This is a genomic window from [Clostridium] saccharolyticum WM1 (assembly GCF_000144625.1).
Taxonomy (GTDB): Bacteria; Bacillota; Clostridia; order Lachnospirales; family Lachnospiraceae; genus Lacrimispora; species Lacrimispora saccharolytica.
In genome coordinates this window covers 1,866,422-1,884,633 of record NC_014376.1, presented here as the reverse complement: position 1 = coordinate 1,884,633, position 18,212 = coordinate 1,866,422, and the positions used below count along the sequence as shown (strand labels likewise).

Here is an 18,212-nt window from a genome sequence, read left to right as displayed (position 1 = left end):
ATGTTGCATTTGATAAATCTTTTACAGCAATCAAAAAGTAATGAATACATATCTCTGTTAATTAAATATGTCTTTTCCCGTGGTGCTCTTATACCATGCCTTTCAGTATATAATTTCATAAGCCATCTCCTTAAATCCCGATTTTATACTGACCAATCCAGCCATTTCCCTTACTAGTATAGCAGGAAACAGCCAGCCAATCAACGTAAATCAAAAACTGTCCATATCCTCCTGCGTAGCCATCTGGGCATACTTACACTCAGGTGCTGTCCATGGATTCCAGTTCCCTGCAGTACCGCACAATAAAATAGAGGGAAGCCTCCTGGTTCACCTGTGCCGCCTCCCAGTATTCCCGGCCGGACAGGTTATTCACATAAGCGTGGCAGGAATAGTAGTCGACCCACACGTTCTTCTGGTTTCCGGTCTTATCCTTCGTGATGTTATTTTTCTGGATCAGGATACTCTCCCGCCACTGCCCGATCTTCATCAGAACACCTCGTCCCTCTGCCCGAACAGCAGGCACTTCAGCATCAATATCAAATCTTTGAAATCCTCCTGTTCCCGGTTCTCATACAAGTACGAAATGCCATACAACACAGCGGTCTTCACCGGATCCGGCACTTCCTCCATCTCATCAAACGTCCGGTGTAAAATGTCACTGCACAGACTTTCTGATGTGGCACACAAGCCCAGCAGGAAATCGTCCTCACCAATGCTGTCAATCCGTACATATTCCTTGATTTCTTCCAATGTGGCTACCATAGATGCCTCCTTTCCACATAAAAAAAGACCTGCTCACTAAAGCAAATCCTCAAAAATTGATTCAGGTACCGTTTGCTGCCTTCATGACCAGCACTTTCACCGCTTCCGGCAGAATCAGCTTACCGTCCACTTTCTGGCTTCCAAGGAAGCCAACCTGACCGGTGGCTGCAAATAACTCATTCAGACGTTTAAAGGAACGCCCCTGTCTGTCGGCAATCCAGTAATACTTGAAATCACCAAAAGCAATGACTTTTCCCCCTGTTGTAATGGCCGGCGCATAAGCAGACGTCACCACTGGACGGTTTAAAACCGTATCTGGCTGTCCTGCCTGCACGGAAGGCTGCCAGATGTAGGTGCCGTTATTATCCTTCAGCTTACGGAGTGCCTTTACCGTGGAATCGTTCATTACAAAGGTGGATTTCTTACGGTACGGGCTTTTCACTGAATAGAACAGATCCATCACATCATCAAAAGTAATGCTTACCGTGGCTGTGGTCACACCCTCAGAAGCTCCGCCGACGGAATTGAAAATTCCAGTAGGTTTCCCCTTACCATCACCCACAAGGAATGCTTCTTCCTCTTTCGCACCGATTCTTCTTGAAAACTCATTGGAGATATAGGCTTCCATGTTAAACACGCTGTCATTCAGCAGCTCGTCAGAGACTTTAATCATGGTTGCTACCTTATAAGCCGCAATGGATACCTGTCCGAAAGAATCATCAGACTCTGGAATCTGTCCTTCCTCATCTACCCAGGAAGCCTCTCCCTTCGTTGCCACCACCGGAATTTTCCGGTCACCGCTGGAAGTCTGGATTATGGTTGCCAAAGTACGGAACACATTTTCTTCCTCCAGTCCCTGCACCAGCGTCTGCTCAAACTCATCCGGCACTAAATATCCACCCTCGGAATCCGTGCCAATCTGTAGTGCATTATTTACATCGTAGTAGTTCTTCTTTCGCATGGCATTCCAAAACTCCCTGCGGTATTCCATGCCTGCCCTGCCCGTCTTTTCTTCACCAGATGGATTTCCGTTTGGTTTGTTGGTAATCGGTGTACTGGTTGGCTTTGACAGTTCCAGGTCAATGGCAGCCTGGCGTTCCAGGCGCTCAATTTCTTTGCCCAGGTTCATCACATCTGCCTCCATCTTTTCATACGCAGCAGTATCCTCCGTATTAAGGCAGCCGTCATCCCCACGCTTCTCATCCAGGAATTTCTTTGCCGATTCCCACGCCTTCGCTCTTTTTTCCCTTAATTCTAAAATCTGTTTCATAGATTCTTCCTCCTCAATGACTTAATAGATTCAAACGCTTTTCTAACTGCTCTGCCGGAATTCCCTTCTTTTCCGGTTTCTTCGGGATTAACTTATCTAATAGGGAATTGGCAACCGCCGCTCTGGAAAACATCAGTCCTTCCAGTTCCAGCCTATTTTCCTTCTCCCTGTTTCCACTTTTGTTCTCTAAAATCTCATCTGCAAATCCAAGTTCCACTGCCTTCCTGGCATTGAACCAGCTCTCTGCATCCATCAGATGGGAAACCTTTGTCCGGTTCAGCCCAGTCTTGATTTCATAGGCGTTCATAATGCTTTCCTTCACCTCGTCCAGCATGGCTCCGGCTTTCTTCATCTCCTCCGAATCCCCGATGGCAACCGTCATGGGGTTGTGGATCATCATCATGGCAACCGGGGACATCTGCACCGTAGTTCCTGCCATAGCAATGACAGAGGCAGCCGAAGCAGCCAGGGCATCCACCTTCACGGTCACATTTCCCTTATAGTCCATCAGCATGTTGTAAATTTGTGCCGCCGCAAACACATCTCCGCCCGAAGAATTAATCCAAACCGTAATATCACCGTTGCCGGATACCAGTTCTCTGCGGAACAGTTCCGGTGTCACTTCATCGCCATACCAGGTTTCGTCTGAAATTTCCCCGTCCAGGTACAGCGTCCTTCCTCCTTTGTCCTCATTCTTCACCCAGTTCCAAAACTTCCGTTTCACCCGTATTCCTCACTTTCTTACACACAAAAAGGAACCTCCCCCAGCAGCCTCATACCGCTAAGTTGGTTCCTCTTCTTTTTCTGTGTCATTTCTGGCAAACAGCCCGGCATCCTTTAACTTTGTCATATTCCCATTTATCAGATAGAGGTTTCCCCCTTCCTCCTCCGGTATCGGGTTTAAATCCTCCAGTTCCCGGATATCGTTGGCGGACATCCAGCCATTCTGTCTTGCTGTGGCATATCCGGTCATCCGGCTCTGGTAATCCCCACGGAGCAGTCCGTCCACATTTAATTTAATGAAGTATTCCTTCTTCTCCTCCGGAAGCAATAGTGCCTTCTGCAAGGACTGTTCCCAGCGGATGACCCATGGGTTCAGAGTATACTTCACGAATTCCAAAGACTGCTGCTCTATGTTGGAAAAGCTGGACTTTTCCAAGTCCCCTACCATGTGGGGCGGAATCCGGTATAACCGGGCAATCTCATTAATTTGAAACTTGCGTGTTTCCAGAAACTGTGCTTCCTCCGGTGGGATACCAATCTGCTGGTATTTCATCCCTTCCTCCAGCACCGCAATCTTATGTGCATTATTGGTACCTCGGTAGACCGCATTCCAGCTTTCGCGAACCTTGCCGGGGTCTTTTAACACTCCGGGATGCTCCAATACGCCGCCGGGATTTGCCCCGTTGGCAAAGAAACTTGCTCCGTACTCTTCACAGGCCTGTGTCATTCCCACAGCGTTCTTCGCCATAGCAATGGGCGAATACCCCACAAGACCATCAAAACCAAGCCCCGGGATATGCAGAGCATCCTGCCGCCAAAGATAAATCTGACCGTAAGTGCTAAAGTTCAGATTTTCTTCCGAATCCCTGGAATAAATAAAGATAATCTCCCCATTATCTGCCCGGTCCACCTTCATCTTGTTTGGCAGGAGCGGATACAATCCAAGCACCCTGCCTGCGCCATCCCGGATAATCTGTGCATAAGCATTCCCCCAAATCAGCAGATGGCTCATTAGTGTTTCACGAAATACAAAAGAAGTCATTTCCTCATTCGGCTCATCGTGTAGGATAGGATAAAGCGGATGGTCAGCCACCCGCTCCTTCCCCTTGTCCGTATATTGATAGATATGAAGTGGAAGTGAAGCCACCGCCTCTGCCAGAATCCGCACACAGGAATACACTGCCGTAGTCTGCATGGCTGTCCGCTCATTGACTGGCTTACCGCTGGTGCTTCTTCCAAATAAAAAGAATAAGGCAGAACCTGCATAAGAGTTCCTTGGCTTATCCCTTGCTCCACGGATTCCCATTAAACTTCTGATTCCCATCTGCTTTCCTCCTGAAAATAGACAAAAAGAAAGCCTTGAGACACCATACTCCCAAGGCTTCTTATAACCCGCTTACTAATAAAACAATTTCGTATATTCAGTTTGCGTATCTGCGATATGATAAACATAAACAGATGTTTCTATTGTCTTATAAATTACCACATGCTTTTTACATATCACCATTCGGTATTCTCTTTCATTGAGCCAGTTGTCAGGTGTTAGGGAGCCAGAATCCGGGAAATTCTCTAAACGTTCAATGGCATCTAAAATATGGTCACTGACTTTTAATGCCGTTTCTACATCAAACTGTACTGTATAATAGTCTTCAATTCCCTTCAAATCCTCCCAGGCAGATGGAAGAATTTCCACCTTATGCTTCATTTAAACGCTCTCTTAATGCTTTTCTGGCTTCTGAAACACTCATGGTTTTTGCTCCGCTAAGACGCTCCTGCTCTGCCTGCAGCACCCTCGACCGTAGTTCTAAAATCTGCTCCCGTTTTTCAAAGGCGTCAATGCTCATCAGCACCATATCACCTTCACCATTTTTAGTTATATAAATAGGTTCTTTTGTCTCTTTTGCCAGATTGGAAATCGTTGTATAGTCATTTCTCAATGCCGCTGATGCTTTAATAATCATATACTGCACTTCCTTTCATATCATTATTATGATATTATTATAACTCTTTTTTTCTATAAAGTAAATAGACTTCTAACTCTATTCTGTGCAGATGACTTCTTTAAAATACTAAAATCCCTCTATCATCGTATACACTTCCTACGTTGTTCCGGATATTCCAGATTGCACGGTCCAAAGCCATAATTGCCGCCACCGCACCATCAATCTTTTCCGTGGACTTCTCCTTATCCGGCTTAATATTCCCTGCCGGGTCCTGACGGATAAAGATGTTATCCATCATCCAACGCAAAACCGGATGTCCGCCATGTGCCAGCTTCTTCTCCAGTGTCAGCTTCATCAATTCCTTGCTGGGCGGTGACATATCCTTGAAACCCTGCCCGAATGGAACCACTGTGAATCCCAGTCCTTCCAGGTTCTGTACCATCTGCAATTAAACGTATAATTAAACCCTATACCCCTTTTTTGAGAATATGTAACATAGTCTTCAAGCTCTTTTAAGCCTACTTGAGGTAAAGATTCACACATTCTTCCTGATTGCGTTAATTTCCCTTCTACCCTCTGCCCATAAGTTTCAACTATTTGGGCAGAGGGATACATATCGTTAAACTCTTCATATATTTCCAATGTTGATTTTCTAAAATCAGCTGGAACGGTAAATAATTTCATAAAACCTCCTATGATATGCTGCGTAATATATTTTCTATATCATTTTTTCTCATTGTTTTTTCTAATAATAAAAGAACTTCTTTTTTGGCTTTTTCTTTTGTATAATTTATATCGTGCAGCTTCGTACATTGCTCCCATTTAAAGCTAGTTGTATAAGGGAATGATGACCAATTTATATTTATAGACTTGTAACTAGAAAAAGCTGTTATATACAATTTCTCCAATAGCTCCATTTGAGCTCTATTAAATTCATCTTTATTTAAGCAACTTACTATTTTGAGCATCTTATAGTAGGTATAGATTTTACCGCCACGGTTATTGTTGTTTCGCACCATACTGCGTCTGCAATCTCCGCAGAACAGCAGTCCGCTGAACAGATATACCGTTTGCTCCTGTGGTGCAATCCGGGTATCTTTCATGAGAAGGCGGTTTACCGTATCAAAGATTTCTCTTTCGATAATCGGCTCATGGTTATGTTCAATACACACCCATTCATTTTCAGGTTTTTGCATGAGTTTTTTGATCTTATGGTTTGGTGTACTTCGCTTACCCTGCACCAAGGTACCAACATAAAATTGGTTTTTCAGGATACGATCAATGGCAACAGCCGTCCATCTTGCCTTTGGGTTGATTTGAAAACCGCTCTTATACTTCATACCGCAGTAACGCTTATACTCCATGGGGGATAAGATACCTTGGTCATCCAAGCGTTCCGCAATACGCTGCTGGCTGAGTCCCTCCAGCTTCCATTTGAATATATCCCGTACCACATCGGCGGCATACTCGTCTATGACCAGCTTGTGCCTGTCATCAGGGTCTTTCAGATACCCGTATACGGCAAAAGAGCCGATAAAGTCTCCCTTTTTCCGTTTGACTTCAAGCTGGCTCCTGATTTTTACAGAAATGTCACGGCAGTAAGCATCATTCACCAAATTTTTGAAGGGAAGTACAATATCATCTGCTCCGCCTTTTCTCTGGATAGAATCATAGCCATCGTTAATGGCGATGAAACGGACTCCATACAGCGGAAACTCCTGATCTAGGAATCGCCCCGCTTCTACAAAATTTCTTGCAAAACGGGACAAATCCTTTACGATGACACAATCAATCAGACCACCCCGTATGTCCTTCAGCATTTGCTGAAAGGCAGGGCGGTCAAAATTGGCACCGCTGTATCCATCATCAACACGGACAGAATGCACTTCAATATCAGGCTTATCCTTAAGATACTGCCTGATTAACTCCTTTTGGTTCACAATGCTGTCGCTCTCTACCTTATCGCCATCTTCCTTGGAAAGACGCACCTAGATAGCTGCACGATAACATTTCGCTTTTATTAACTTTTCCATAGTGGAACCTCCTAATCGTTGAATTTCCAATCAGCAGGACTTTTCAACAACAGGCTTCCACCGTTACGTCTATTTGCGACTCATTGTAGCATAGTAACAATTTCGCGTCCAGACAAAAAGAAAAATCCGCTACAGTATGTCTGATCCATTTTCCGCTCCTAAAATGTTTTTAAGTAATTTTCAATGCGATCCTCAAGGGTCGCTGTTGTTTCGGAAAAACTAATTTTTACAATGGCCTCTTCGCATTTGTAGCAATACGGATTTCCAATCTGGCGGACATAATCCTCCAGCCGCTGTTCCCTTGGGAGCTTTTTATCTATATTCACATCATTGATATCAACCAGCGCATTCCGATCTGCTGTTCTTATATCCACATCCTTGCAGGATGGATTAAGTGTAATGATTTGTGGCTGCATGGCATGACCTCCTTTACCGCTTCTCTCACACTGTATGAAAAATCCTGATTGTCCTATGCAAAGTAACTTTCATCCTTATGGGACAGAATAAACCGCCCCACATCCTCAATCCGGTCAGTTACCGGCATGTCGGGCAGAGCGGCTAAAATATCATTTAGGTAGCGTCCACCGGCACGGCTGTCCAAGATGGAAAACACACAAGTATCGGTTTCCCGGCGTATCCCGCGGCCGAACTGACAGTGTTCCTGATGTCAATACATAAGGCATTGTCTTATCCCAAATATCCTCAAACAATAAAAAATCCAGTTGCTTTGGCAAGGTGCAGACCTGACAGGCGGTGGTACCGGTATGCTCCAAGCCAGCAGATTGACTGAGAGTAGTCCAGCAAAATCATCAGCTTGGAGAGCTTTTGCTCCATGCGGCTGACCAATCGCCCATAGGCTGCGGCTTTCCTATCATCTCTGGTAAAGAAAAGCACTGACACTCTGCGTAAAATCTCTGTCAGTGCTTTTAGGTTCTGTATGCTGTCAAAACGGAGTTCTACCGCTGAACAGGTTTTGTCATAGGTCACGCCTGCGGAGCTTTTCAGATTTTCAAACAATGCCGTATTCTGCCGCAGCATTTCTTCACAAAGTCTTAAAATCTCACCCTTATCCGGGTTCTGGCTGCCTATGGAGCGGTAGATGCTGGAGGTAAGCCGTTCCAGCTCCACACTTTCAAGGGTCATTCGTACATCTGCCTTGCTACATCAAGCAGTTTATGAGCCTCATCAAAAATCATCAGCCCGCAGGTTGGAAACAGTCGGTTTCTTCCGCCTTTTTGGCTCAGCACATCCGCTAAGACCAAGTTGTGGTTTGCAATTTGAAAATAAAACGCATTGGTCTGCGATTTAAGGATAAAATTGCGATAGCGGCAAATATCGGAGAGGTCGCAATTCAGATGGCAGCGTTCCACGCAGATACGTCCCTTGACATAATCGGTCAGAGGCAGGCTGTCCAAATCAATGGAGCAGGCGCCGGTATATAAGCAATCCAGCGTTTCAATCAGTTCTTTATCTTCCTCACGCCCATTATTCAAAATGGAGGAACGATAATTTCGCACCCGGTCATCACAAGCATAGTGCGATTTTCCCTTACGCACCACAAAAGATAAGGGCTTTTCAATAATACGATGTTCCATTAGAATATTAGAAATCTGAGGAATGTATTCTTCGGTCAATGCTTTTTGCAGGGCAATAGTGGAAGTGGAGATAATCGTCGGTTGACTGCTCCCGTGGAACAAACGGTAGATTGTTGCCGCTAATATGTAGGCATGGATCTTGCCCGTACCCACCTCTGCCTCGCATAGTGCTACTTTGGTTTCTTCCATGGCATCCAGCATTGACAAGGCAAGGGACAGTTGGTTTTCCCGAAAGGTCATACCATGCTTTGGCAGAATGTCGGTAAAAGTATAGGTCAGAAGCTCTCTTGCACGGTTATGCTTATCTGCGGGTATCGGTTCTTCCACCTCAGATATCTGTGCCAGCATTTTTTCAATGGCTTTCTGATAGCCAGAGGACGATAACGGCTTCTGGCTGGAAAACAGTCTTTTCGCTTTTAATGTAATCAGATCTACCATACGGTAGCTGTATGTTTTGCCGGTGTAAAGCTCCAGCAGGACGCAATTTGGGGTGATCAGCACCACCTTTTCTTCCGGTCGAAGCAAACCGGCTTCATAAATCTTATTTTGAATGTCTGCCATGCAGAGCTTTTTCTCATTCATAGCTTTTATGCCTCCTTTGAATCCTAAAGGAGCGACACAAGAATGCGGCGGAGCAGGAAAGGTTTTGAAAGTCTGTTGACTGAAATGCCTATTCCGCCGCATGGTTTCTATCGCTCCGATAGAGGTTTTATAAAAAAGATGGTGTGTTGAGCGTTCCGCGCGGTTACACGGAATCCATAAAAGCCGCCCCTCATTCTTTCTCAAACGAGGGTGATGCGTTCTCCCGGTCATCCTGCCGGGCTGTTCAATGCGGTGAAGCGTTCAAAACAGAAGTATCATAATCACCGGCAAGGATCATCGCAATCCGCTCCACCACGGAGCGTAACAACCGCAGACATTCTCGCTCGGAGGGCTTGCCCTCGTCTTCGCGTGTCCCGTTATGTCGCTTTTCCTGCCGGTAATGTACTCAACACACCCATATTCTGTTTTCAATGTTCAGGCGAAAGGAAGCTTGGAAAATTTCCTTTCACCCAATGTCAAAAAAACAGGGGGGGGTAATTTTTTTGAAGCCCAATATAAACTATCCCATACTGCTCGATAATCGACCTCATCTAAGGCGGCAATCTGGCGAATGGATAGCCCTTGAAAGAAATGCAACAGGAACCGCCGCCGCTGAACTTCTGTTAATCCACCGCTGTCAAGAAGCTGTCTGGCGGCTTCTATGGCCTTTTCAGTATCTTTTTTATGTATCAGCTCCGTATCGAGAGAAGCCGTAGCAAGCGCCTCCGTATCCTCTAAGCCATTGATACTGACATCCAAACGGCTTGTCCGATTTTCGTCTATCACCTGCTGATGATAGATTTCGTCCGACAGCGCTTTTAGTTCCATAAAGTCCTCTGCGGTTTTGCCGGGATTCTCCGAAAGGTAGTCCTCCAATGTAATTTCCACAATACGGTCGGCAAAGCGGTACACAATGCCCTCACTGAACTTATTCAGTGCATAATCACTATCTTTATAATTCTTCATATTCCTTTCCTCCGATCTGTTTTGCTAAAATGCGAAACAAATCGGAGGAAGGACCACGGCAATAGATAGCTGAAAAATGTCGTATCCACAGGAATTTTGTCAAATACAAAAAGACAGCACTCTGCCTGTAAAATGAACTGACCCCCATAAGTTAGACCGAAAAATCTAATTTATGGGAGGTCAGTTTTTTATGGCAAAACACAGTTTTGGTTTAAAGAAAAGAATGGTATTGGCTTATGAGTCTGGTGAAGGTGGTTATGCTTTTTTGTCCAAGAAATATAATGTTTCGCGGATAATGATACGAAAATGGGTTGCTGCATATAAAGAATTCGGTGACGAAGGACTGAGACGTTCTCGTCAAAATGAAACGTACTCTTTCGAATTTAAGCTTCATGTGGTAGAGTTATATCTATCAACAGAGGTTTCTTATCAGGAGCTCGCTCTTACAGTTGGAATGAATAATCCACCGTTAATTACCAAGTGGGTTAATGATTTCAGAATTGCTGGTCCTGATGCTTTGAGACCAAAGCGTAAAGGACGGCGAAGAAAAATGGATAAACCTAAAGAGATAGCCCGGGATGTGCCAGATTCATTAAAAGATAATAATGAGTATATCAAGCAACTCGAGGATGAATTACTAAAACTAAAAATAGAGAATGCGTATTTAAAAGAACTGAGGAGGCTGCGTTTAGAGGGAACACCTCAGAACAAAAAGCGAGAATCATCCACAGCCTCCGAGGATCATTCAAACTAAAAGACATTCTCGCAATCACAGGTTTTCCTAAAGCAACATATATGTATTGGCAGAAACGTTTTGATAGAAAAAACCAAAATCAAGAATTCGAGCAAAAGATCCTTGAAATACGAAAGAATAACAAAGATTTTGGCTATCGCCGCATTTATGGAGAGTTAAGAAAACAAGGACTAATTGTAAACAAGAAACGGGTTCAACGGATTATTCAAAAGCTTGGTCTTCAGGTGATATCGTTCACGCGGAAAAGCCGCAAATACAGTTCTTATAAAGGCAAAGTAGGAAAGGTTGCTCCGAATAGAATTCACAGACGATTTGAAACTTACATTCCACACCAGAAGATTACGACCGACACCTCTGAATTTAAGTATTATGAAATAGATGAAAAAGGAAGAATGAATATCAGGAAGCTTTACCTGGATCCATTTATGGATATGTGTAATAGAGAAATAATCAGTTATGGCATATCACAGAAACCATCTGCAGAAAGTATAATGGATGCCTTAAACAAAACAATAGAAAAAACAGAGGATTGTAAATATAGACGTACATTCCACTCAGATCAAGGCTGGGCTTATCAAATGAAAGCGTATGTTCGTACGCTTAAGGAAAACAAGATATTTCAAAGCATGTCCAGAAAAGGAAATTGTCACGATAATTCGGTTATGGAAAACTTTTTTGGACTTATAAAGCAAGAAATGTATTATGGTGTAGTTTACTATAGTTATGAAGAGCTTAAGTCAGCTATTGAGAAATACATAAAATACTACAATGAGAAACGAATTAAAGAAAAACTGGGATGGATGAGTCCTGTAGAATACAGACTCAGCCTCCTGGCTGCATAAAAAATAGCGAAGCAGTTTAAAACTACTTCGCTATAAAGTCTAACTTGTTGGGGTCACATCAAAAGCAAAATGCTGTCTTTTTGTATTTGTTTATATAAATTTGTCGTGTGCCGTCTTTATTTCCACCCCTGAAAAGGATGGAAGTTTGGAATGCTCATATGGGTACCCCTTTTGCTATTACGCATAGCGAAAGGGGATTGTACTTCAAATAATTCAGCTAAAACTGCTTATGACAAGAGCCTGCCCTTAGAATAGAGAGCAGGCTCTTTGCAGTTTTTTTGCAGCCAGACTATCATAGCACAATGTGCGCCTTAGACCCTCGGCTTTGCGTCCCCATCTTTAGATGGGTTTGCCCTTAATTCAATTTTGTTTATTATGGTTGCCGGTTACTTTGCTTTTCTTACGCCTTTTTCATCGACTTCATAGCCGTCGATTTTGGTGCTTCTGGCAAGAGAACCATCAGTGTAAAAGTAATAGCATTTACCGTCAATCTCAAGCCACTTACCGGATACCATCAGACCGTCCTTGGTAAAGTAATAGGTCTTATTGTTTCCGTTTGCACCAAGATCCCAAAAGCCGACTAACATGGTCTTACCGGAATAAAAACGCCAGTTATCGCCGTCCTTGACCCAGCCGGTTTTCAGCGTACCATCGGTGCTGAAGAAATACTTCACACCGTCGATGGTCTGTGTACCGGTTAGAGCTTTGCCATCCTTGTAGTACAGGTACTGTCCGGCATCGTTTTGCGCCCATCCCTGCGCTGTGGCAGGATTGATGGTAAGCTTGATATAACGGCCTAACATGGAGGAAACCTCGGCGCGGGTGGCATTTCCCTTTGGATTGAACTTATTGTCACTGCCTCCCATCATAATTCCTGCCTGCTGCATGGCTTTTACAGCGTCTTTGTACGCACTTCCAATACCGGAAGCATCAGCGTAGATGCTTGCTTCACGGGTGATTGGCAGCGTATAGCCGGTTGCCTTTGCATAGTTTGCAAAGATTACCGCAATTTCCTCACGGGTAATCGCCCTGTCCGGAGCAAACTGGCTGTTTCCGATGCCCTGAATGATGCCCTTGCTGTACGCCCACTCAATATACGGACGATATGCACTGTCTGCTTTTACATCTGTGAAGCTGTTCTTTGTATAGGCTTTTGTATCCACTCCTGCTAGTCTGCCAAGAGCTGTTACCAGCATTCCCCGCGTCATAGCGGAATTTGGTGTAAATGCTGTTTCCGAACTTCCGGACATCAGCCCTCTGCCCACCACATAGTCAATGGATTCCTTTGCCCAATGGGTACTGGTATCTGTAAACTTTGCTGTCGGTGCAGTGTAGCCAATGCCGTACTGCGAAAAGTGCGTGGTTGTGAAGATAACACAGCCGCTGTTTGCATCATAGGCAGAGCCTGCAATGCGGTTTGCGTTGCCCTTTGCATCGACATAAACTGCATATAGACCACCGACTGCCTCATTCTTGCCCAGCGTATATGGAATAGATACTGTTGCAATTCCACCGCCAAAGCTGGATACTGTTTTTCCGCTTCCATAGCCTACCGTAATGTCATAGACCGGTCTTGTGCCGATTATCTTTTTCGCCGCATCGGAAAGGTTTGTTTTTGGTGCAATGGCAATACTGATATTACCACTGCTCTGCTTCTGGATTTCAGCCAGCGCCTTTTTATCAAAGCTAACCTGTACAAGGGAGCAGCCTATTTCAAGGCTGCTGACTCCGGCGCTTACAAGGCTATCCAAAGAGCTGCGGGTAAGGGTTGCTGTCAAGGAAGCTGTGCCCTTTGGCATAGTAACGTTCAGTTCCACTGAAATTCCATTTGCAGTTTTGCCTTGGCTAGTTGCATCCGCCTGTGCTTTGGAAATCGCATCGGTTACTGCTTTATCCGGGATAGATGCACTTGCCGCACCGTTCGTCCCTGCTGTTGCCGTGACAGGAGCCGTTGCTGTTACCGGCTGATTTGGCATCTTTTCCGGTGTTGCGACAGGAGCAGGAGTTGTAGTCGTACCTCCTCCTGAGGATGTGCTGCCGCCAGAAGAACCACCGCCGCTGCTTGGTGCGGTATAGCTTCCTGTTTTGATTGCTGCTTTGAAGCTTACCACTGCATCCTCCAGTGTCTTTGCTGCCGCCTGTGCTTCTCCTGCTGTGTTTACCATGACTTTTGCCTCTGTTGCCGTTTGAATTGCAGCGGTCAGTGCGTTCATTTCTGCCGTGGTAACAAATCTTGTGCCACTGGATACTTGGTTTGCCGCTCTATCGTCCACTGAAACACCGCTCTTTGCGGTATTTGCCGCTGCGATTGCCGAATCAATGACGGACACATCAATACCTATCGTCAGCGTGCCTGTTTCGTAGGTGATATTGTAGTTGCCGTTACCGCCGCCGGTGATTGTGCCGTTTGAAGGAGTAATGGTAAAGCTGCCCTTGGTATTGGTATTAGGAGCATTGTCCGTAAAGCTAATGCCACTGATTGTTTCGCCGTTTACCAGTCCTGTAACCGTTGCAGTGTAGTCAGGCTTTGCTCCGCCAATCAATATATGCTTGTCATCGGCTTTAATAATAAGGTTAGCCTTGACGATTTCAAACGGCACATTAATACTGCCGATATAGTTAGGATCATCTGCCTTGACGGATACCGAAAGCTTATAGTTACCCACTGATTTAGGTGCTTCTAAAAGCGGTGTGCCGTCTGCCTTGCTCCATGTATAGTTATAACCGGAAACAGTGACTTTATGTTCACCATCCTTTGCAATAGGTGTACCTGTATATACCGCCGGTGTGCCGTTATAAGTCTTGCTTGCTGCGGCAATACCGCTGATACTTACAGGCACTTTATCGACGATTTCAAAGGTCAAAGTAACGGCAACATCTCGATAATTATCACTTTTAATGGTCACAGCCACTGTGGCTGTACCGCCCGCAGTACTCACACTCTTGGAGGTGAATTTAAGCATACTGCCGTCAACAGTTGGATTTACAGCAAACAAATCAGCATTACTTGGAGATGCCACCACGTAGGTCTTCACACCTGCATTCTGCGGCATGGTAAGAGTGGAGAGGTCAAAGGTATAGGCTCTTTCCTGTCCTTTTACCATGGCGATATTGTCCGGAGCCGACACCGTTGGTGACGCCGCCTTGGTTATGGCGAAATTCGCCGTAGCTGTTCCGCTGTAATTACCCTTTAGGCTTACAGTAACGCTGCCTGTTCCCACATTGGTATTTGCACCATAGCTCACGGTATAGTCAGTATCCTTGATGAGCGTTGTGCCGTCATTCTCTACGGTAACATTCGGAGTAAGCTGTGTTCCTGTAAACGTTCTGTTTCCTATGGCTTCAATGGTTGGTGTAACTGCTTTAGGTGCAATGGTAAAACTTCCGCTTGCATTACCGCTGTAATTACCCTTTAAGGTAACCTCTACACTTGCCGTTCCTACGTTAATGTTATTACTTGCGGTAAAGCTGTAATCTGTACCTTTTGTGAGAGTGGTTGTTCCGTCCTTTACCACTACATTCTCATCTGTCGGAACAATCGCACTGCCGGTATAGATATAGCTGCCGTTTACGGTAACAGTAGCTGATGGCATACTCTTCGGGGTAATCGTTCCGGTCAAGCCTTTCGGCAGAGCAATCTCGTACCAGTCCTTCGCATCTCCCGTAACAGTTGCTCCGCTTATGCTAACGGTTTTGCCTGTTCCTGCATCCGCACTGTTATAGATTCCCTCCGCCACTACGGTGATATCATCACTCGCATTTACCTTAGTGATGGAAAGAGGAATATTGACCCACTTATTTCCGTCATAAACCTTTGTGATACTGCCTGCTGTTGCCGTAACCTGTTTTTTCCTAACAGACGGAGTGGTTGTGCTTATCAGCTTACCGCTGTAATTTGCAGCCGTTATCTCCACATTGATGATTTTGCCTACCAAAGAGCCGGAGATAGTAAGCGTATTTTGACTGCCGTTTTGTATTTCTTCTCCGTTTGCCTTCCACTTATAGATAAGCACTGCATTTGCCTGCTGTCCTTCAACCTCTGCCGTAAGGGTTTCACCGTAAACCGTTGTTCCTGTGATGTCCACGCTTCCCTCTAAGCTTGCGGTAAAGGCGGTTTTATTCGATAAAACTTCGCCTGCCTGATAATTTGCCGTTTCTTTAATGCGAACCTGAAGCTCGCCTATTGCAAGAGCCTTATTTCCGACTGTAATAACTGTTTCTGTGCCGGTTGCGAAAATATTCGTCCAATTTTCCGAACCGATTTTGTATTCATAAGTCGTGCCGACTACGCTGTCAAAGATAAAAATATTTCTTTCATCATCTACAATTCCGCCTGTCGGCGCATCCGGTCCGTCCCCACGAGTAATCACGCCGTTTCTGATAATGTAATTACCCGAAATGAGATTGTAGTTTTTAGTTTTTTCATTTAATATAAGCGATGCAGTTCCACTGACAGTTTTTTCCGTGCCCACATTTGCATTGTCATAGGCAGGGGAACCTACTAAGTAATCCCTGCCAAGTTCAAGGGTTTCACCGTTTTGCAGTCCGCTAAAGATAAGGTCTGTCACTATGGCGTCAGCTCCGCCGTCATATTTCTTTGATGCCGCAGTGCCGCCTGCAATGCTGATTCCTTTCTCTTTGATACTGAATGTTTTCGGTTGACTGTAATATGCTTTTGTATTTTCAGTTTCTAAGATTCTTGCTTTTACATAATAATTAATGCCCGCATCCTTCGGCGCTTGTGCGGTATATGGACCTGACATAACTGTGCTATATAAAAACTCGACATCCGCATAGTCGGCGCCCGTAACCGTTACCTGCTCCGCTGTAGGATTTGTAACTGGTTTGCCGTTATATATATAATATGAAACCTCGTTGATGGTAACCGTAGGCGTCGCCTTGCCGATAGCAATATCCAGTGTAGCTGTCGCTTCGTTAAAGTTATTATCCGCCGCTTTTACAGCTGTTACCCGTACAGTTCCTGCACCGATAATGGCTGCCGTATCTCCGATTATAGAAAGCACCTTGTTGTCCGCAGGCACTGAAAAGCTTGCATCAACCGGAGCGCCTGCGGCGGTCGCCTGTAATTTGAAAACTGCGTCCCCATATTTTTTGCCTGTAACTTCTGTGATGGCAAAGTCCGTCAAATTCGCCTTGGCAATGGTCTTGCTCACTGCCGCAGATGTGGCGGTGAGATAATTTTTGCCGGGGTCGTTTTCGCTCGGCGTATAGACAGCGGTAAAGCTGTGATTTCCCGCATCAAATATCTTGCCGCTTGATAAGGTGTATTTCTCTGTGCCAAAATCATAGTTCGCCGTTTCAAGTGTGTCGCTTCCCTTTTTAAAGGTAACCGTTCCGTCAGGCATTTCGCCATTTACGCCAGTTACAGTCGCTTCCAAAAATACTTCCTTGCCGTATTCAAAAGGCTCGCTGTTCTTGGTAAATACATTAAGTTCCACTGTCGGAAGAGCTTTTTCCACGGTAAAGGTAAAGACCTTGCTCCTTAAAATCGCTCCGTCGCACTGGGCTGCTATATAAAATTTGTTCTCTCCTGCGGAAAATCCCTTAGGAAGTGTTTTAGAGGTTGAAAAATTCGCATCGCCCATAGGTGTGTCCACGGTTTCAGCTCCGCTTTTTACTTTCCACAGTCTGTACATTACAGTAGAGCCGATAGGTGCAGCTAACGTCCTATCCGCAAACATACTTACCTCAGGAGCAGCTGCGTAGCCATAGACCGCATTTGCAGGATTTTGAGGCTCTCTTTTGATTTCCAGAGGAAGCTTTTCCACTCTTGTCTTATAGGTTAGAAACTGATGAGCCAAGTCATTTACATGGCTTTGTGCTCCCTCGATTTGGTTGACCCACTTGCCGTTATCAGGGGTTATAGTATCTACGGTTCTATAGCCGTAGCCTGCCTTTAACAATGCAGCAACAGTGCCGTCTGCATTTCTGATAGAGCCGCCGAACTCCCCGCCGGAAAGCTGAGCATTTACTTTATTAAAGTAGCTGGAAGCTAAAAATTTACCGCCGCTTATATTTACGGTTGCATTTTCAAAATATGTCCCATACGAACTGATAGGTTTATCAAGTGAAAACTCTCCGCCCGATATATTTATCTGTACTATACTGTTCGGGATATCCAATTCATTACTGCTATATATAACATTTCCCATGCCTGTATTGTGGCATATATACTTGCCGCTTTCGATATTAAGCACTACAGGTACTGTATATGATGTTGCGTCTACCCAAATAAGACCATATTCAGAACATTGGAGTATCCCGCCATCTGCGCTGTCCTTTAGCGTAATGTTCGCACCGGACTTTAGAAAAAGTGCCTTTTTCGCCGCCGTCCATGTACGTCCGTTTAGGTCAATGGTAAACTCGCCTGAGGTAAGCTCGATGGCTTCCGCTGTATTTACATCTCCCATCAGTTTTACGGTAGAGCCTGCCTTTGTCTTTGCAGCTTCGACTGCGGTTTCTATGCTCGGATACGCTGTAACCTCTCCGCCCGCTTCATGAAGCTGTGCCGCACCGCTGCCGTCCACAACATAAAGAGATACCGTTTTGGTACGCACCTTGTAATCACCTAAAGTTATTTCACAAAAATATTTTGAAAATTGAAAAAGTAAATTCCACTACCATTTACCCAGGTAGAGTTTACCTCTGCACAGTTTATATTTACTCTTTCATACATACATGGTATCTTTATAACTCCTTCTGACAGCAGTAGAAGGAGATT

At 44.9% G+C, this 18,212-nt stretch carries 16 protein-coding genes, 1 pseudogene and 1 riboswitch; of the genes and pseudogenes, 1 reads left to right on the top strand and 16 read right to left on the bottom strand.

All coding sequences use genetic code 11. The annotated features are described in order from the left end of the window. Positions 1 to 259: 259 nt before the first annotated feature. The 15 genes and pseudogenes from CLOSA_RS08900 to CLOSA_RS08840 all read right to left on the bottom strand — a co-directional run bounded on the left by CLOSA_RS08900 (position 260) and on the right by CLOSA_RS08840 (position 9,874). Positions 260 to 487, bottom strand: coding sequence for a phage head closure protein (locus CLOSA_RS08900; protein ID WP_013272438.1), 228 nt, complete (start codon positions 485 to 487; stop codon positions 260 to 262). Further along, complete coding sequence (locus tag CLOSA_RS08895) at positions 487 to 762, bottom strand: head-tail connector protein (protein ID WP_013272437.1); 276 nt, start codon at positions 760 to 762, stop codon at positions 487 to 489. Before CLOSA_RS08895 ends, CLOSA_RS08900 begins: the two co-directional genes overlap by 1 nt. Before the next feature lie 61 nt (positions 763 to 823). Then, complete coding sequence (locus CLOSA_RS08890) at positions 824 to 2,032, bottom strand: phage major capsid protein (RefSeq protein ID WP_013272436.1); 1,209 nt, start codon at positions 2,030 to 2,032, stop codon at positions 824 to 826. Positions 2,033 to 2,045: 13 nt separating this feature from the next. Beyond that, positions 2,046 to 2,756: a head maturation protease, ClpP-related gene (locus tag CLOSA_RS08885; protein WP_013272435.1), complete on the bottom strand. Its 711-nt coding sequence runs from the start codon at positions 2,754 to 2,756 to the stop codon at positions 2,046 to 2,048. Positions 2,757 to 2,813: 57 nt separating this feature from the next. Further along, positions 2,814 to 4,079, bottom strand: a complete 1,266-nt coding sequence (locus CLOSA_RS08880; protein ID WP_013272434.1) for a phage portal protein — start codon at positions 4,077 to 4,079, stop codon at positions 2,814 to 2,816. Positions 4,080 to 4,154: 75 nt separating this feature from the next. Beyond that, the gene (locus tag CLOSA_RS08875; RefSeq protein ID WP_013272433.1) at positions 4,155 to 4,460 is read right to left on the bottom strand and encodes a type II toxin-antitoxin system RelE/ParE family toxin; all 306 of its coding nucleotides are present in this window, start codon (positions 4,458 to 4,460) and stop codon (positions 4,155 to 4,157) included. Further along, positions 4,450 to 4,716 carry a type II toxin-antitoxin system Phd/YefM family antitoxin gene (locus tag CLOSA_RS08870; protein WP_013272432.1) on the bottom strand — a complete coding sequence of 89 codons (267 nt, stop codon included), beginning with the start codon at positions 4,714 to 4,716 and terminating at the stop codon, positions 4,450 to 4,452. Before CLOSA_RS08870 ends, CLOSA_RS08875 begins: the two co-directional genes overlap by 11 nt. A gap of 100 nt (positions 4,717 to 4,816) precedes the next feature. Then, positions 4,817 to 5,146, bottom strand: a pseudogene (locus CLOSA_RS08865) (terminase TerL endonuclease subunit); the annotation flags it as partial. After that, the gene (locus tag CLOSA_RS22890) at positions 5,053 to 5,382 is read right to left on the bottom strand and encodes a hypothetical protein (RefSeq protein ID WP_166431291.1); all 330 of its coding nucleotides are present in this window, start codon (positions 5,380 to 5,382) and stop codon (positions 5,053 to 5,055) included. The pseudogene CLOSA_RS08865 and the gene CLOSA_RS22890, both read right to left, overlap by 94 nt. An 8-nt stretch (positions 5,383 to 5,390) precedes the next feature. After that, positions 5,391 to 6,686 (bottom strand): recombinase family protein, encoded by a 1,296-nt coding sequence (locus CLOSA_RS08860; RefSeq protein WP_049791649.1) that lies wholly within the window; start codon positions 6,684 to 6,686, stop codon positions 5,391 to 5,393. 203 nt (positions 6,687 to 6,889) lie between these two features. Then, positions 6,890 to 7,147, bottom strand: coding sequence for a DUF6870 family protein (locus tag CLOSA_RS08855; protein ID WP_013272431.1), 258 nt, complete (start codon positions 7,145 to 7,147; stop codon positions 6,890 to 6,892). Between the two features lie 53 nt (positions 7,148 to 7,200). Continuing rightward, on the bottom strand, positions 7,201 to 7,344 hold the full coding sequence (locus CLOSA_RS22645; protein ID WP_157669010.1) for a hypothetical protein: 144 nt from the start codon (positions 7,342 to 7,344) through the stop codon (positions 7,201 to 7,203). Between the two features lie 89 nt (positions 7,345 to 7,433). After that, the gene (locus CLOSA_RS08850; RefSeq protein ID WP_013272430.1) at positions 7,434 to 7,874 is read right to left on the bottom strand and encodes a hypothetical protein; all 441 of its coding nucleotides are present in this window, start codon (positions 7,872 to 7,874) and stop codon (positions 7,434 to 7,436) included. Next, positions 7,871 to 8,908, bottom strand: coding sequence for an ATP-dependent DNA helicase (locus CLOSA_RS08845; RefSeq protein WP_013272429.1), 1,038 nt, complete (start codon positions 8,906 to 8,908; stop codon positions 7,871 to 7,873). The genes CLOSA_RS08850 and CLOSA_RS08845 overlap by 4 nt, the downstream gene beginning before the upstream one ends. Before the next feature lie 435 nt (positions 8,909 to 9,343). Continuing rightward, positions 9,344 to 9,874: an RNA polymerase sigma factor sigma-70 region 4 domain-containing protein gene (locus CLOSA_RS08840; RefSeq protein WP_013272428.1), complete on the bottom strand. Its 531-nt coding sequence runs from the start codon at positions 9,872 to 9,874 to the stop codon at positions 9,344 to 9,346. 190 nt (positions 9,875 to 10,064) lie between these two features. On the opposite strand from CLOSA_RS08840, the gene CLOSA_RS22120 reads away from it, so the two are divergent. Next, a protein-coding gene (locus CLOSA_RS22120; RefSeq protein ID WP_242647750.1) for an IS3 family transposase occupies positions 10,065 to 11,470 on the top strand; the annotation gives its coding sequence in 2 pieces (ribosomal slippage) (positions 10,065 to 10,539 and positions 10,539 to 11,470; 1,407 coding nt in all). Between the two features lie 276 nt (positions 11,471 to 11,746). Beyond that, a riboswitch (cyclic di-GMP riboswitch) is annotated at positions 11,747 to 11,834 on the bottom strand. Positions 11,835 to 11,856: 22 nt separating this feature from the next. On the opposite strand, the gene CLOSA_RS21725 is transcribed toward CLOSA_RS22120, so the two are convergent. Beyond that, entirely contained in the window at positions 11,857 to 18,048 is a 6,192-nt protein-coding gene (locus CLOSA_RS21725; protein ID WP_013272425.1) for an S-layer homology domain-containing protein, read from the bottom strand. Between the last annotated feature and the right edge of the window lie 164 nt (positions 18,049 to 18,212).

What these genes read in the sequence shown, in the direction of transcription:
- CLOSA_RS08900 (WP_013272438.1), bottom strand. Translation starts at nt 487, where the DNA reads ATGAAGATCGGGCAGTGGCGGGAGAGTATCCTGATCCAGAAAAATAAC.
- CLOSA_RS08895 (WP_013272437.1), bottom strand. Translation starts at nt 762, where the DNA reads ATGGTAGCCACATTGGAAGAAATCAAGGAATATGTACGGATTGACAGC.
- CLOSA_RS08890 (WP_013272436.1), bottom strand. Translation starts at nt 2,032, where the DNA reads ATGAAACAGATTTTAGAATTAAGGGAAAAAAGAGCGAAGGCGTGGGAA.
- CLOSA_RS08880 (WP_013272434.1), bottom strand. Translation starts at nt 4,079, where the DNA reads ATGGGAATCAGAAGTTTAATGGGAATCCGTGGAGCAAGGGATAAGCCA.
- CLOSA_RS08875 (WP_013272433.1), bottom strand. Translation starts at nt 4,460, where the DNA reads ATGAAGCATAAGGTGGAAATTCTTCCATCTGCCTGGGAGGATTTGAAG.
- CLOSA_RS08870 (WP_013272432.1), bottom strand. Translation starts at nt 4,716, where the DNA reads ATGATTATTAAAGCATCAGCGGCATTGAGAAATGACTATACAACGATT.
- CLOSA_RS22890 (WP_166431291.1), bottom strand. Translation starts at nt 5,382, where the DNA reads ATGAAATTATTTACCGTTCCAGCTGATTTTAGAAAATCAACATTGGAA.
- CLOSA_RS08855 (WP_013272431.1), bottom strand. Translation starts at nt 7,147, where the DNA reads ATGCAGCCACAAATCATTACACTTAATCCATCCTGCAAGGATGTGGAT.
- CLOSA_RS08850 (WP_013272430.1), bottom strand. Translation starts at nt 7,874, where the DNA reads ATGACCCTTGAAAGTGTGGAGCTGGAACGGCTTACCTCCAGCATCTAC.
- CLOSA_RS08845 (WP_013272429.1), bottom strand. Translation starts at nt 8,908, where the DNA reads ATGAATGAGAAAAAGCTCTGCATGGCAGACATTCAAAATAAGATTTAT.
- CLOSA_RS08840 (WP_013272428.1), bottom strand. Translation starts at nt 9,874, where the DNA reads ATGAAGAATTATAAAGATAGTGATTATGCACTGAATAAGTTCAGTGAG.